Origin of the sequence: Streptomyces sp. NPDC087215, assembly GCF_044744885.1 — a bacterium.
GTDB lineage: Bacteria > Actinomycetota > Actinomycetes > Streptomycetales > Streptomycetaceae > Streptomyces.
In genome coordinates this window covers 67,124-80,968 of sequence record NZ_JBIUZD010000018.1, presented here as the reverse complement: position 1 = coordinate 80,968, position 13,845 = coordinate 67,124, and the positions used below count along the sequence as shown (strand labels likewise).

Sequence of the window (13,845 nt, the reverse complement as noted above, 5' to 3'; positions counted from 1 at the left end):
GACCGCGCTCCCGACGGTCCGGTGGCTCCCCGCCCCGGGCCGTCCGGGCACGGACGCGCGGAGGGGCCGCCCTTGCGCCCCGGGGCCCGTGCCCCGCGCCCCGGTGCTCGGCATCGGGAGCCGTCAGGCCCCGAGCCCGCCCGCCGTCAGCAGGCCCAGGCCCACCGCCTCGTTCGGGCAGCTGCCCCCGCAGTCGTCCCCGGTGGACGTCACCCCCTCGGTGACCGGCAGACAGACGTCGGCCAGGTCCTCCGCCCGCAGGGCACGGCCCCCGCCGACACCCCGCTGCACGGCCAGCGCCACCACGCCCGCCGCGTACGCCGTCGCCCCCGACGTCCCGCTGGACACCAGCCAGCCGTCGTCCGGGGCGGTCCCGTCGTACGCGCTGTTGCGCCGGTCGAAGAGACAGCCCGGCTGGGTCGGGAAGACGATGTAGTCCCCGTGCGGAAGGAGTCCGCAGGGACCCGACAGATCCGGCACGCTCCGGCCGGGGAACACCGCGGAGCGGTAGCTCGACGCCAGGTCGGCCGCGCGCAGCGCCCCCCGGGGGGAGAGGTGCGCCCCGCCGACGGTGAGCGCGCCGGGAGTGGCCACCGACTGGAACATGGCGGAGGGCCGGTCGGTGGATCCGTTGCCCGCCGCGAAGAGGACGGTGATGCCCCGCCGGACGGCGTCGGCGACCTCCAGATGCAGCTGCGGCTCGGCGCGCAGGGTCCCCCAGCTGCACGAGATGACGTCGGGGGACAGCTGTACGGCCCGCTGGAACGCCGCCAGCGGGAACGAGAAGCCCTCGTTCGCCATCTTCACCATGGTCAGCTCGGCCCGGGGCGCGACCGCGAGCAGCAGCGCCGACATGGCCGTGCCGTGGCCGCGTTCGTCGGCGGCGGGGTCGAAGGCGGCCAGCGCGGGCACCACGGACGTCGTGTAGCCGTGCGCCCGGTGGTGCGGATGCGCGTAGAGACCGGTGTCGACCATCACCACCCGGACGCCCTCGCCCCTGATCCCGGCGGCGTGCAGCGGCCCGGCGCCCGCGACCCGCACCGCGTCCTCGGGGAGCCGCAGGAAACGGTCGGTGCGGGGGAGCGGAGGAGTGGCGCTCACCGCCAGTTCGAAGCCTGACCTGGGGACCTGGACGTCGTCGACGAGTTCCGGCAGGACACGGGAGCGCAGCGGGCCCGCGGCCCGGGTCTCGTACCGTACGGAACCCCGGATGTACTTGTTGCGGACCGGGCGGACCGGGCTCCCGAAGACCTCCGCGAGCAGGGCGTTCCCGCCGGACACGGTCAGTCCCGCGCCGGTGCGGGCCTCGACGCGCAGCCCCTCGCGGGCGTACGCGTCGGCGAGCCGGTCCACGGCCCCCGGGGGCGGCAGGAACTCCGTCACGGGGTGGCGCAGGAGCTGCCCGGGGTCGGAGCCGATCCGCCGTCCGCCGGCCGAGCGGGGGACGACGGTGAGGGTGCCGTGCTCCTCGAAGCGGGCGAACTCCTCCTCCACCATGGGGTGCCTTCCCTTCAGCCGGTCGTGAGCGCCCGCAGGCGCCGCCGGTCGAGCTTGCCGGACGGGGTCAGGTTCACGTCCTCGTCGGTGAGGAAGGTGATCCGGGCGGGCAGCATGTAGTCGGGCAGCCGCAGGGCCAGGGCGTGGCGCAGCTCCGGCTCCCCGGGGGGCCCGCCGTCCGGACCGGGGCCGCCGCCCAGGACGAAGAGGGTGATGGACCGGCCCGTCAGGGCGTGGTCCTCCGGCACCGCGCAGCAGTCGCCCACCCCGGGCACGGCGAGGGTCGCCGCCTCCACCTCCGACAGGTGGACGAGGTTCCCGTTGATCTTCAGGGCGTCGTCGCGGCGGCCCAGGAACACGAGCGCGCCGTCCGTGCGGCGGCGGACGTAGTCACCGGAGCGGTAGTAGCGACCGCCGCCGGGCCCCAGCGGCTCCACCACGGCACGGGCGGTGCGTCCGGGTTCCCCGCAGTACCCCGTCATCACCTGGGGCCCGCCGATGAGCAGTTCCCCGGTGGCCCCGTCCGGCACCGGCCGCAGGGCGTCGTCGACCACGAGCACGTCCACCGACGGCAGGGGCCCGCCGATCGGCAGGAACTCCTCCCCGTACCCGGCGATGTCGTCCACCAGGAAGAGCGTCGCGCTGTGCGTGGTCTCGGTCGGCCCGTACCCGTGGACGTACGTGAGCCCCGGCACCCGCTCGGCGAACGCGCGCAGCACCGCCACCGGACAGGACTCGCCGCCGAACCAGAGCCGCCGCAGCGAGCCGAGGTCGCGGCGGGCCGCGTCGCTGAAGCGGCCCACCAGCATCCGGATCACCGAGGGGACGAGCAGCGTGTCCGTGATCCGCCACTCCTCGACCGCCCGGGTGATCTGCGTCGGCATCCGCAGCCGGGGCAGCAGATGCACGCTCCCGCCGACCAGGAACGTCGACCAGAGGTCCACGACGGAGGCGTCGAAGAACAGCGGCGCCACATTGAGGAAGCGCATCCCCTCCTCGAAGCCGACCGTCTCCTGCGCCCCCGCGAGGAAGGCGCACAGCGCCCGGTGGCTGATCACGACACCCTTGGGGGAGCCCGTCGAACCCGAGGTGAACACCACGTACGCGGCGTCGTCCGGGTCGCGCCCGGCCGGGTCGGCCACCGGAAGCGGAGCGGACTCGGCCGTCGGGTCCCACTCCCCGGGGCCGTCCCCGACGGTCACCACCCGGCCCGCGGGAGCCCCGTCGAGGAGCGCCCGGTGGCCGGGATGGACGAGGGTGACGGTCGGCTCGCACCGGTCGAGCAGCAGCGCGACGCGGGCGGCGGGCAGCGACTCGTCCACCGGCACGTACCGGGCGCCGAGCCGCAGCGCCGCCCACATCGCCGTCACCGAGGCGATCGACTTGTCCATCACCAGGGCCACGGTCGAACCCCTGCCGACACCGAGCGCCGCGAGGAGCCCGGTCAGGGCCTCGGTGCGCCGGGCCAGCGTCCGGTACGACACCGTCTCGCCGGTGTCCAGCGCCACCACGGCCGTGGCGTCGCTCGTGGACCGGGCTTCCAGGATCTCGTCGGCGTACACGGGCACACCGCCCTCCGCCCGTCCGCTCATCGGTCCTCCTGCCAGGTGAGGGGGGAGTCGAGCCGGAGCCGGATCGCTTCGAGCAGCTCCGGGAAGGTGTCCATCCGCTGCTCGTACGAGCCGAAGTGGCCCATGCCGTCCAGGACGGTGAGGTCGCTGCCGGTCAGCCCGTGCAGCTCCTCGGCGACCTCCAGGGGCACCCAGGGGTCGTCCTTCGAGTGGAACTGGGCGATGAACCGCTGGTTGGCGCGGATGGCGTCCCAGTCCCACGGCCGGTCGAAGAACCCGCTGCGCCGCTCCAGCTCGTAGCCGCAGTCGGTGTGGTGCCCGGCCACGGCGAACGTACCGAGCAGCGGCGCCGTCTCGGCGTACCGGAACGCGGCGAGCGCCCCGGAGGAGTGCCCGACGATCACCGTGTTCTCGTCCGGCCGTACGACGTCCGTGAGGTACGGCAGCCAGAACCGCAGCCGCCCCTTGATGGGGTCGGGGAAGGTCTGCGCCACCACCCGGTGGCCGAGGGCCTCCAGCTCCCGCTTGAGATAGGGGAACCAGATGCCCTCGACGCTCGCTCCGGCGTTCCCGTGGATCAGGACGATCCGCACGTCCGCCCGGGAGCGGGGCCGGTGCGGCCCCGCTCCCGCCGTGGAGATCTCAGACAGGGGACACCTCGTCGTCCAGGAGCTCGTCGAGCAGCTCGGACAGCGAGCCCAGGGTCGCGAAGTTCTCGACGGTCAGCAGCTCGGGTTCGAGCTCGATGTCGTAGAACGTCTCGAAGGCCAGCGTCAGTTCGATCATCTGGGTCGAGTTCAGCGAGAGGCCGCCGTTGAACAGGGGCGTGTCCGGCGTCAGTTCGACCTTCTGGTGGGGGAAGATATCGGCGATGACCCCGCGCAGGTCGTCCTCGATGTCCGCCCGGGTCTTGCGGTCGCTCACCCTCGGTTCAGCTCCTCTCGGGCGCGGCGGGACCTTCGCCGGGCGTCTTCGCCGGGGCGGTCTCGTCCGCGGTCTTCGGCCGGGTCTGCAGGAACAGCGGGGTCCTGGGAATGTTCTGCGCGTCCTGGTGGAAGGGGTTGCGCTTGTTCTTGAGCGAGAGGTACATCGTGCGGCGGGCCCGCGCCTTCTCCTCGTCGGAGTAGAACAGGAAGGCGATGTTGCCCGCGTTCTCCCGGCCGACCTCGGTGAGCGTCAGGTCCTCGTCGGTCTCCACCGCGTAGCCGCCCTCGACGAGCCAGTCCACCTCGCGGCGGTACTTCTCGAAGTTGGCGACGTCCTCCTTCCGCACCGTGCCGAAGACGGGGAAGAAGACCATGACGCGGTTCTCGACCTCGTCCTCGCTGCAGATGCGGCCCTGCTCGATGGGGATGATCCCCTCCTCGACCTCCCGCATCCACCGGTCCACGTCGGTGTGGTTGCGGTAGCTGCGCTCGCCCATGTAGTTCTCGGCGGCGGGGCCGATGCCCAGGGTGTAGCTGGCACGGTAACCGTTGCCGCCGCAGGCGTGGTTGAGGCCGATCTCGCCCGCGTCGTCGAGATGGGTGAAGAAGTTGATCAGGAGCTGCTTGTCGTAGCCGTACCCGGCGAGACCGTCCTTGATCTGCCGGTACTGCTCGCGCTCGATGGTGCCCGACGGCTTCACGTCGGCGACCTTGCCCGCCCGGATCTGCTGGTCGAGCCGGGTGCCCTCCCACTGGTTGAACCGGTAGGTCTGCACGAAGCTGGGGCGCAGCTCGGCGCAGATGCCCTGGAGGTCCCGGCCGAGGACCTCGTCGTCCTGGCCCGGCAGGTTGTACATGAGGTCCAGGGCGAAGGTCCGGATGCCCGCCCTGCGAATGTTCTCCGCGGTGCGGTGGACCTGCTCGACGGTGGCCTTGATGGTGAGCTTGCGCCGGATCTGCTCGTCGAGGGTCTGCACGCCGAAGGAGATCCGGGTGATGCCCAGCGACTTCAGCATCTCGATGTAGCCGTCCTGGGAGAGCCCGAGCGGACTGCCCTCCAGGGAGATGCCGTCGACCTCGCTGAGGTCGAACTCGCGGTGCACCGCCTCCAGGATGGTGGCCATCGAGTCCTGTTCGAGCGCGGAGGGCGTGCCGCCGCCGAACTGGACGTACTTGATCTTCGTCCCCTGGAAGTACTTCGAGCGCGCGTTGCGCTGGATCTCCTTCACCATGGCCTGGACGAAACGCTTCTGCCGTTCGCCCTGGTACTTCGCCGCGGACTCCTTGAAGCACGCGCAGAAGTTGCAGAACGCCTCGCAGAACGGGATGTGGAAGTAGAGCAGGATGTCCGTCCGCTCCGGGTGGGACTGCCGGTCCAGGAACGAGAAGTACTCGGCCTTCTCCGCCTCGTCGTCGAGGGCGTCCTGGAAGGCGCAGATCTTGGGGTAGAACCAGGTGACGTTGGTGCGCTTCTCGGGGCTCTCGAACTCGTCCTTCAGATAGAAGTTCGAGTCGAGCCCGAGCATGAAGGGGTTCTCGACAGGGGTTGTCATGGCCTCGGCTCCCACTCTCTGATCAGGAAGGCTGGCTGGAGGGCTCCCCGTGGGGACCCCGGCTCTCGAGGAGGACCGGGTACTGGGCGCTCTTCTCTCCGTTGATCTCGATCCACCGGAGCTTCTCCTCCGGCAGGTCGACGTCCGCCCAGATGGCCTCGGGCGGGCACTCGGCGACGCACGCGTTGCAGTCGATGCACTCCTCGGGGTCGATGTAGAGCATCTCGGGGCCCTCGTGGAAACAGCTCACGGGGCAGACGTCCACACAGTCCGTGTACTTGCAGCCGATGCACTCGTCGGTGACGACGTACGCCATCTCTCGGTACCTCCGCGGTCTCGTTCCCGGCGTTCCCGCCGCGGTTTGTGTCACAGGGGGTGTGACGCCCTCACGCGTGGACCGGCGCGACCTCGGTCAGCCGGCGCATCCACCCGAAGCGGTCGACGGTCTCGCCCCGGTGGACGCCGTCGAGCAGCCCCCGGAAGCGGGCCGTCACCGGACCGGTCTCCCCGGCGGCGAACCGGTGCTCCTCGCCCCGGTGGCCCAGCGACGTCACCGGCGCGATCCCCGCCCCGCCGCCGGTGGCGAAGCACTCGGTGACCGTGCCGTCCGCGATGCCCTTCAGCACCTCGGCCAGCTCCACCGGCCGCTCGACGACCCGGGTGCCCGCGTCCCGCGCCAGCTTGACGACGGAGTCGCGGGTCACCCCGGGCAGCACCGTGCGGTCGAGCGCCGGAGTGGTCAGGACCCCGTCGATCACGAAGAAGGCGTTGAGGTTCCCGATCTGCTGCACGAAGCGGCCCTCCGGCCCGTCGAGCCACAGCACGTGGTCGTAGCCGTAGTTCGCCGCGACCTCGCCGGGCACCACCGCCGCCGCGAGCGACCCGGCGTCGTTGACGTCCCCGGTGCCCCCGGGCCAGGCCCGGACGTAACCGTCGAGGGTCATCGCGCGGACCGGCCGTCCCGCCGCCGGGTCGGCGACGGACGCCAGCACGTAGAACAGGCAGGCGTCCGCCGGGCCGGGCGTGAGCCCCGTACCGTCGGCGGCGAGGACCGCGCGCAGCCGCAGCGCCCCGCCGGGACCCGCCGGGATCCACTCCCGGTCCAGCTCCACCAGGGCGCGGACCGCCGTCCACACCCGGTCGAAGTCGACCTGCGGCAGGGCCAGCCTGCGGGCGCCGTTGTTCAGCCGCTTCAGGTGGCTGTCCGGCCGGAACACGGCGATCGGGCCGTCCGCCGTACGGTACGCGGTGAACGTGTCCACGACCGACTGACCGGCCAGGACCGCGCCCGCGGTGGGCCGCAGCGCCGGGATCGCGTCCCGGTCGGCCACGGTGAGCCCCTGCCAGGTGCGGCGCTTCCCCGACCGCATGAAGAAGGCGTGATCGGTGAGGACCGGGGTGGCGGGCCCGTCCGCCTCCGGCCTCGGACGGGGGGTGGCGGTGGGTGTGACCACCAGTTCGTTGCTCATGCGTGGACACCTTCCTTGTTCTGGAGACCGACGCCCTCGACGTCGGCCTCGACCTCTGAGATGACCGAGGCGACCAGCCGCTCGACCTGGTCGAGGGCTCCCTCGAAATGCAGCCGGGCGACCCGGTTGCGGAAGATGTCGCCCGGATCGAGCACCATGCCCGGCTCCGCCTCCGGGACCAGCTCCCGGAACTCACCCGCCCCGGTGAACGGACCGGTGCCGCTCAGCGTCCCGGCGTACGGTCCCGCCCGCCGGGTCGTCACGAACGCGAGGCCCGCGCTCACCGGCGACAGCGGACCGGGATCGTGCCGCAGCCCACGGGCCGCGTCCGCCGCCGCCGCGCACAGGTCCACCCCGGGACCCGCGAGCACCAGCTCGGGAATGTTGTCTCCGGCGAGCCGCGCGCCGACCTCGATCAGCACCGGCCGCCCGTCGCGGTCGATCCGCGTCTCGATGTGGAAGGGCCCCACCGTCAGCTCGAACGCCTCCACGACCTGCCGGGCGAACCCCTCCAGCGCCACCCCGTGCGGCGAGCGCTCCGGAGCGGTCGCGATGTGCCCCGTCTCGAAGAAGTCGGGCTCCGCCGACAGGAACTTCGTGGTGACGCTCGCCAGATGCGGCCCCGCCGCGTCCACCCAGCCGTCCAGGGAGAACTCCGGCCCCTCCACGTACTCCTCCACGAGCGCGGCCCGCCGGGGGTTCGGATGGAACCTCACCTCGCCCGGCCCGTGCACCACGGCGCACGCCGCCGCGTACTCCTCCTCGTCCCGGCAGAGGCTCACCATCAGGCTCCCGCCGCAGTCGACGGGCTTCACCACCACCGGGAACGGCAGCGGACACGGCCCCGGCACACCCTGCTCCACCAGCACCGAACGAGGGAAGGCCACCCCCCGCTCCGCGCACCAGCGGCGCATCACGTCCTTCTGCCGCACCGCCTCCGCCGCCTCCGCGCCCAGCGCCGGAAGCCCGAGCGCCCGCGCCAGGGCGGCGCTCTCCGGCACCACGTACTCGAAGCCCGCGACGACCCCGGTCGGCCGCTCCCCGCACTCCCCGACGATCCGCAGCAGCTCCGCCACGCCCCGGTCGGGACTCCAGTCGACGACGGTCGCGCCCGCCGCGACCTCCGGCGGCAGCAGCTCGGGGAACTGGGTGGGGATCAGACAGGGCGTCCCCGACGCCACCACCCGGGCGGCGAGCCGGACACCCGCCGACAGGGGCTGGACGACGATCAGCACGGCAGGACCTCCGACGAGACTCCGGCGACGAACCGCTCGTCGTCCCCGAGGAACGCCCAGTCGGGCGCGGGAACGGGCAGCGGACGGCCGGTGCGGGACATGAACAGGGTGCGGCGCGACCGCAGTTCGGCGCCGCGCAGGGACTTCGCCCGGTACGAGGTGACCCCGAGGTGCACGGCGTCGAGACCCCGGTCGAGAGCGAGCCGCAGCGGACCGTACACGGTCGCCTCGAAGTACTCCCCGGCCCCGCCGTGCCCGGCGGCGTAGTCGCAGCCGAAGACCCGCATGTGCAGGGTCCGGCCGTGGACGATGCCCAGGGCGAAGGCGGCGAGCCGGTCCCGCCCGTCCAGCACCTCGGTGACGACCACGTCCGCGCCGCCGACGCTCAGACAGCGCAGCAGATAGCGCACCGCGCCCTCCTCGCCGAGCTCCTCGCCGTGCCGGGCCTGCACCTGGACGACCAGCGGCGCGTACCGCTCAAGGTCCGCCGGGTCGGCGACCACGGTCCGCGACCGGTAGCCGCCCTCGGCGAGCCGTCTCAGATCACGTCGCACCAGCGAACGCCGGGACGAGGGCAGCGCCGCCACGTGCGCGTCGAAGTCCGCGCCGCGCGGCAGGACCACGGCCGTCGGAGGACAGGGCGCGGCGACCGTCGCGAACCCGGGCAGCGCGGCCAGCTCCCGGGTCTCCGCCTCGGGCAGGTACCACCAGGACACGTGCCCCGCGCCGTACTCCTCGGCCCGGTCGAGGAGCCGCCCGCAGAGGGCGCCGAGCAGCCCGGCGCGGCCCTCGCGGGCCAGCGCGGGATCCAGCAGCACCCGGTTGTCGTAGCCGGTCCGCGAACCGGCCAGCACCTGCACCTCGGGGGTGTGCCCGAGCAGGGTGGACTCGTTGTAGAGCGGGTTGCTGTCGCCGCCGGACGCCGTGTGGAAGGGCACCAGGGCGCTGGTCCGGCCGCTCGCCGTGTCCCGGCCCGCCAGATACGCCGTGACGAAACCCCGGTCGCCCTCCTGGGAGGCGGTCCAGCGGCGGGAGGTGTAGAAACCGGCCTCGTCCAGCCACGGCACACCGGTCCCGGAGGGGTCGAGGCGGTCGAGCTCGCCCACCGTGAACGGGGTCAGGGGGTCGTCCATGCCTCGTCCTGCCTCTCGGTCGTGTACGTGCCCCGGGCCAGGACCCAGGTGGCGACGACGCTCAGGACCGCCACCAGACTGGCCGCCACCGCCGCCGTGGTGAACAGCAGCAGGAGGGCCGCGGCGCCCGCGCCGATCGGGATCGTCCCGAACGCGAACGTGCGGTACACCGCGTTCACCCGGCCCAGCATCCCCTCGGGCGACACCAGTTGACGTCGTGTCAGCGAATGCACGTTGTAGAACGCCATGGCGGCGCCGTACACCGCCATGCTCGCCAGGAAGACCGCCGCACCCCAGGTGCCGAGGCCCAGTGCCCACAGCGCCGCGAGCAGCGCCGCCTGGGAGACGAGCAGGGCCCACACCCATGACCGGGCGCCGCTCCCGCCGCCGTACCGCGCGCTGGCCCTGGCGCCGAGCACACTGCCCACGCCCGCCGCGCTGAACCCGATGCCCAGGAAGGCGACCGAGTGCTCGGCCTCCTGCACCACGGCGATGAACAGCACGCTCAGGGCGACCTGTTCGGCCAGATTGAACAGGGAGCCCGCCGCCACCAGCCGACGCAGCGGATCGGACGCCGCGACGGCGGCGAACCCGGCGCGGATCGACGCGTTCTCCCGGCTCGCCCGGTTCCGCGAGGGCTGTCGGCGGGCCCGCAGCGCCGCCCCGCCGAACAGGTACGACACGGAGTCCAGAGCCAGGGCCGGACCGGGACCGAGCCCCGACACGACCAGACCGCCGATGGCGGGACCCGCCGTCTGTGAGACCGCGTTGACCGCCGCCAACTGCCCGTTGGCACGGGTCAGGTCCTCGGTGTCCACGGTGTCGGGGACGTACGCCAGGAGCGCGGTGTCGAAGAGCGCGGTGAACGCGCCCAGCAGCATCGCGGCGGCGAACAGCGTCGGGTAGTCCAGCCACGCCGCCGCGGAGAGCCCCACCACCAGGAGCAGCACCACCGCCCGCGCGAAGTGCGCGGCGTACAGCAGCGGCGCCCGGTCCCGCAGGTCCGCGAGCCGCCCCGCGAACGGGGTGACGAGCAGCACCGGGACGAACTGCGCCCCGCTGAGCAGCGCGATCTGCGACGGAGAGGCGTCCAGACCGGCGGCGGCGAGGACGGGCAGCGCCACCAGGGTCAGCTGCGAACCGGCCGAGGACACCGCCTCGCTGGTCCGCAGCGCCCGGAACGCGGCGGGCAGCCCCCGGCGGCCCGCCGACGGCGCCGGCTCCTTCGCCGTACCGGCCATCACACCGCCCCTTCCGAGGCGCCGCGCCTGCCCACATGGAGCGTGAACACCATCGGTACGGGGCCGAAGTTCTCCAGCACCCGCAGCCCTTCCGCCCGCGCGGAGGGGCCCGTGGTCACACAGGCGTCGAACTCACCGGCCGCGCAGAGGGCCGCGGCCCGCGAGTTGCTGCTCGCCAGGGACACGGCGCCCCGGCCCTCGACCAGGCAACTGGGCGCCGGATGCGACACGATCGTGCGGACCCCGGTGCCGTCCGCCCGGCCCGCGAGGACCATGTCATGGGTGTCCAGGAGGAAGCTGTCGGCCATCTCCAGACGGTGCAGGTTCTGGAAGACCAGGTCGTGCAGCCGGGGGTAGACGGCGCACGCGAGGATGGCCTCGGTGCCGTCGAAGCCCATGACGTCCAGCCCGTCCTCCACCTCCGCGTGCAGCAGCACCTTCCCGCTGACGCCCCGCTCGGCGAACCAGTGGTGCGCGGCCTTCTCCAGATTGGTCCCGGAAGGGCCCAGGGTGTGGATCGTGGTCACCGCCGGAAGCGTCGCGCCACGGCCCGTACCGCGTCCCGTGCTGTCGTTCATGCGTGTCGTCCCCCGCCTTCGATGGCCGTCGCTCCGGCACCGCCGGTGACCGGCAGCAGCCAGCCGTGCGTGTCAGGTGTACGTGCGTGCTGGACGTCGAGGAGCGCGGTCCGCAGCCCCCGGGTCACCGGGCCCTCCGTGCCGTCGCCGACGAGCAGGTCCCCGCCGTCGAGGCCGAGTCTGCCGACCGCCACGACCACGCCCGCCGTCCCCGAGGCGAAGACCTCGGTGAGCCGTCCGGAGCGCAGACCGTCCCGCACGTCCTCGATCGACGTCGGCTCTTCCGCGGCCGGGAGCCCGAGGTCCCCGGCCAGCGCCAGCAGCGAGTCCCGGGTGATGCCCCGGACGATCGTGCCGTCGCACGGCGGGGTCGTCAGCCGGGGCCCGTCCCCGTCGTCCCGGACGAAGAAGACGTTCATGGTGCTGAGTTCCTCGACCCAGCGGCGCTCCAGCCCGTCCAGCCACAGCGCCTCGTCGTACCCGGCCGCCTGCGCCGCCGTCCTGGTGAGGAGGCTGGCCGCGTAGTTCCCCGCGCACTTCGACTCGCCCGTGCCGCCGCGCACCGCGCGGACCGCGTCCGACGCCACGGTCACCGCCAGCGGCCGGAAGCCGCTCCCGAAACAGGGGTCCGCGGGATAGGGCAGGACCACGCACCGGTAGCTCCGCGAGGGCCGCAGCCCCATCTCCGCCTCGGTGGCGAGCAGCAGCGGACGCAGGTACAGGCTCTGCCCGTAGCCGCCCGGCACCCACCGCTCCTCCGCCGCGACCAGCTCCGCACACGCCCGTACGTACAGGTCCACCGGCATCTCCGGCATCGCGAGCCGCGCCGCCGACAGCCCCAGGCGACGGCCGTGGTCCGCCGCCCGGAACAGGGACACCGACCCGTCCGCGCCCCGGAAGGCCTTCATGCCCTCGAAGACGGCCTGCCCGTAGTGGAGTCCCAGCGTCGCCGGGTCCAGGACCAGGCTGCCGTACGGCTCGATCCTGGGCTCGGACCAGCCGGTTCCGGCCTCCCACTCCACGACCGCGACCCGGCCGGTCGCGTGACGGCAGAAACCGGGATCGCGGAGCACACGGTCCGGGCCGGGCGGTGCGGGGGCCCCGGGCGGGGCTGTCTCAGACATGTACCTCGGAACCCCACAGTCCGATCGGTGCCAGCGGACCGCCGTAGCGGTCCGGCTTCGACTCGGGCCTGCGCAGCAGCGTCCCGTAGAGGAAGTCGACGGCCCGCGTCCGGTAGGCCTCGTCGTCCTCGGTCGTCTCGATCTCCTCGATCAGGACCACGAGTTCACGGACGCACTCCACGATCTCCGCCTTCGGCCCGAGGGCCCGCCGCCCGGAACCGTCCATGGTGAACAGCCCGTGCGCCGCCAGCCAGGTACCGAGCGCGAACCCGGTGCCGGAGTCGAAGTTGCGCAGCGGCTCCGGCTGCGCCGGATAGCGGAACAGCCGCTCCAGGAAGACGTATTCGAGGACGACCTGGCCGTACGGCACGTCCTCCTCGAAACAGGCGATGGCCGTCTTCATGTCGACCTTGAGCTCCTCCAGGAGGCCGGGCCGCCACTTCGTCTTCAGCGCCAGGTGCTGGTCGAGCGGCCGGGGGCCGGTGTGGTGGAAGTAGTCGTGCATGTACCCCCAGACGCACCTGGCCTGGTAGACGTCCTCGGGGTCGATGCCGGGGGAGACGAGCCCGGTGTCCCCGGCGAACGGTGACGGGCCGCACAGCCGCTCGGTGATCGCCAGCGTCTGGGCCCAGATGTCCACGTGCCGGTCGAAGAAGAACCAGGCGAAGTTCTGGTGCGTGCAGCGGGTCGCCGAGGGGATGTTCTCCGGGAAGAACACCACGCAGTTGCCCTCCCGCAGACCCCGCGAGGCCGAGAGCAGCCGGGTCGACTGGAAGACGGCCTTCGGGTGCGGATAGGTCTCCTGGAGGTACGGAGTGCAGTCCGGGTCCTGCCGGACCACCGAGAAGGCCTCGATGTGCACCTCGTGCCGGGCGCTGTTGGGCAGGACCACCGGCCCCACGTACGCGGCCGGTTCACCGTCCTCGGGCGCGGGCACCGAGTCCCGGGTGGCGTCGAAATCAGGGACGCCCTCGCACCCCGACTCGCCCCAGCGCGCCAAGTCACCGAGGGTCGCCGATATCTGACGCTCCGGCATAAGTTCCGAGAGCCCGCGGACAGCCGTGCGCAACTCTTCAAGGACGACTCGCGGATCGCCGTCTCCTCCACCGCTCCGGACCTCGCGCAGGCGGTCCACGACAGGGACGACCCGACGTTCGAAATCCAGAAGTCCGGCAATGCTTCGCGGACCCACTCCACCCCCCATGGCGACGCTCCCCGGTACGGAACCCGAGGGCTCCGTTCGTCACGCCAGCGTCGAACACCGCTGGTCGCCAGGGACGCTAACATCCCAACTCCGATACGAACAATGGCAGTCTGAAGATCGGGACGTCATCTGCTCGACCTGCGGCGATGCGCTGGGCGCGGTGGCGCGCGCCGGAGCGCCGGACGCGCCCCGGACGCCGCCCTCCCCTCGGTCGGCCGCGCCGGGGCGCCCGGACGCGCCCGGCCCGGAGCGCGCTCCCGGAGAACGGCCCTGGAGAGTGCTCCCGGCCCCGCCCGCCGGTCGAACGGAAACTC

The 13,845-nt window shown here is 72.7% G+C and carries 13 protein-coding genes; all 13 read right to left on the bottom strand.

Features of this window, described 5'->3' with window-relative positions; translation table 11 throughout:
* Positions 1-123: 123 nt before the first annotated feature.
* The 13 genes from ACIO92_RS30750 to ACIO92_RS30690 all read right to left on the bottom strand — a co-directional run bounded on the left by ACIO92_RS30750 (position 124) and on the right by ACIO92_RS30690 (position 13,531).
* A complete protein-coding gene (locus ACIO92_RS30750; RefSeq protein WP_366444606.1) occupies positions 124-1,497 on the bottom strand; it encodes a S8 family serine peptidase in 1,374 nt (457 codons plus the stop codon).
* Positions 1,498-1,511: 14 nt separating this feature from the next.
* A complete protein-coding gene (locus ACIO92_RS30745) occupies positions 1,512-3,089 on the bottom strand; it encodes an amino acid adenylation domain-containing protein (protein WP_366444605.1) in 1,578 nt (525 codons plus the stop codon).
* Positions 3,086-3,661: an alpha/beta hydrolase gene (locus ACIO92_RS30740; protein WP_351784073.1), complete on the bottom strand. Its 576-nt coding sequence runs from the start codon at positions 3,659-3,661 to the stop codon at positions 3,086-3,088. Before ACIO92_RS30740 ends, ACIO92_RS30745 begins: the two co-directional genes overlap by 4 nt.
* A 49-nt stretch (positions 3,662-3,710) precedes the next feature.
* The gene (locus ACIO92_RS30735) at positions 3,711-3,992 is read right to left on the bottom strand and encodes an acyl carrier protein (RefSeq protein ID WP_402280732.1); all 282 of its coding nucleotides are present in this window, start codon (positions 3,990-3,992) and stop codon (positions 3,711-3,713) included.
* A 7-nt stretch (positions 3,993-3,999) separates the two neighbouring features.
* The gene (locus tag ACIO92_RS30730; RefSeq protein WP_366444603.1) at positions 4,000-5,547 is read right to left on the bottom strand and encodes a radical SAM protein; all 1,548 of its coding nucleotides are present in this window, start codon (positions 5,545-5,547) and stop codon (positions 4,000-4,002) included.
* Positions 5,548-5,569: 22 nt separating this feature from the next.
* Positions 5,570-5,863: a ferredoxin family protein gene (locus ACIO92_RS30725; protein WP_366444602.1), complete on the bottom strand. Its 294-nt coding sequence runs from the start codon at positions 5,861-5,863 to the stop codon at positions 5,570-5,572.
* 70 nt (positions 5,864-5,933) lie between these two features.
* On the bottom strand, positions 5,934-7,016 hold the full coding sequence (locus ACIO92_RS30720; protein ID WP_401242006.1) for an aminotransferase class IV: 1,083 nt from the start codon (positions 7,014-7,016) through the stop codon (positions 5,934-5,936).
* Entirely contained in the window at positions 7,013-8,251 is a 1,239-nt protein-coding gene (locus tag ACIO92_RS30715) for an ATP-grasp domain-containing protein (RefSeq protein WP_366444600.1), read from the bottom strand. Before ACIO92_RS30715 ends, ACIO92_RS30720 begins: the two co-directional genes overlap by 4 nt.
* Positions 8,245-9,384, bottom strand: coding sequence for a GNAT family N-acetyltransferase (locus ACIO92_RS30710; protein ID WP_366444599.1), 1,140 nt, complete (start codon positions 9,382-9,384; stop codon positions 8,245-8,247). The genes ACIO92_RS30715 and ACIO92_RS30710 overlap by 7 nt, the downstream gene beginning before the upstream one ends.
* Positions 9,369-10,625, bottom strand: a complete 1,257-nt coding sequence (locus ACIO92_RS30705; protein WP_366444598.1) for an MFS transporter — start codon at positions 10,623-10,625, stop codon at positions 9,369-9,371. The genes ACIO92_RS30710 and ACIO92_RS30705 overlap by 16 nt, the downstream gene beginning before the upstream one ends.
* Complete coding sequence (locus ACIO92_RS30700) at positions 10,625-11,203, bottom strand: bacilysin biosynthesis protein BacA (RefSeq protein ID WP_366444597.1); 579 nt, start codon at positions 11,201-11,203, stop codon at positions 10,625-10,627. The genes ACIO92_RS30705 and ACIO92_RS30700 overlap by 1 nt, the downstream gene beginning before the upstream one ends.
* On the bottom strand, positions 11,200-12,327 hold the full coding sequence (locus tag ACIO92_RS30695) for a branched-chain amino acid aminotransferase (protein ID WP_401242012.1): 1,128 nt from the start codon (positions 12,325-12,327) through the stop codon (positions 11,200-11,202). Before ACIO92_RS30695 ends, ACIO92_RS30700 begins: the two co-directional genes overlap by 4 nt.
* Positions 12,320-13,531, bottom strand: coding sequence for a DUF6421 family protein (locus tag ACIO92_RS30690; RefSeq protein WP_402280736.1), 1,212 nt, complete (start codon positions 13,529-13,531; stop codon positions 12,320-12,322). The genes ACIO92_RS30695 and ACIO92_RS30690 overlap by 8 nt, the downstream gene beginning before the upstream one ends.
* Between the last annotated feature and the right edge of the window lie 314 nt (positions 13,532-13,845).

Coding starts and splice junctions, on each gene's coding strand:
- ACIO92_RS30750 (WP_366444606.1), bottom strand. CDS start 1,497: ATGGTGGAGGAGGAGTTCGCCCGCTTCGAGGAGCACGGCACCCTCACC.
- ACIO92_RS30725 (WP_366444602.1), bottom strand. CDS start 5,863: ATGGCGTACGTCGTCACCGACGAGTGCATCGGCTGCAAGTACACGGAC.
- ACIO92_RS30710 (WP_366444599.1), bottom strand. CDS start 9,384: ATGGACGACCCCCTGACCCCGTTCACGGTGGGCGAGCTCGACCGCCTC.
- ACIO92_RS30690 (WP_402280736.1), bottom strand. CDS start 13,531: ATGGGGGGTGGAGTGGGTCCGCGAAGCATTGCCGGACTTCTGGATTTC.
- ACIO92_RS30745 (WP_366444605.1), bottom strand. CDS start 3,089: ATGAGCGGACGGGCGGAGGGCGGTGTGCCCGTGTACGCCGACGAGATC.
- ACIO92_RS30705 (WP_366444598.1), bottom strand. CDS start 10,625: ATGGCCGGTACGGCGAAGGAGCCGGCGCCGTCGGCGGGCCGCCGGGGG.
- ACIO92_RS30720 (WP_401242006.1), bottom strand. CDS start 7,016: ATGAGCAACGAACTGGTGGTCACACCCACCGCCACCCCCCGTCCGAGG.
- ACIO92_RS30730 (WP_366444603.1), bottom strand. CDS start 5,547: ATGACAACCCCTGTCGAGAACCCCTTCATGCTCGGGCTCGACTCGAAC.
- ACIO92_RS30695 (WP_401242012.1), bottom strand. CDS start 12,327: ATGTCTGAGACAGCCCCGCCCGGGGCCCCCGCACCGCCCGGCCCGGAC.
- ACIO92_RS30700 (WP_366444597.1), bottom strand. CDS start 11,203: ATGAACGACAGCACGGGACGCGGTACGGGCCGTGGCGCGACGCTTCCG.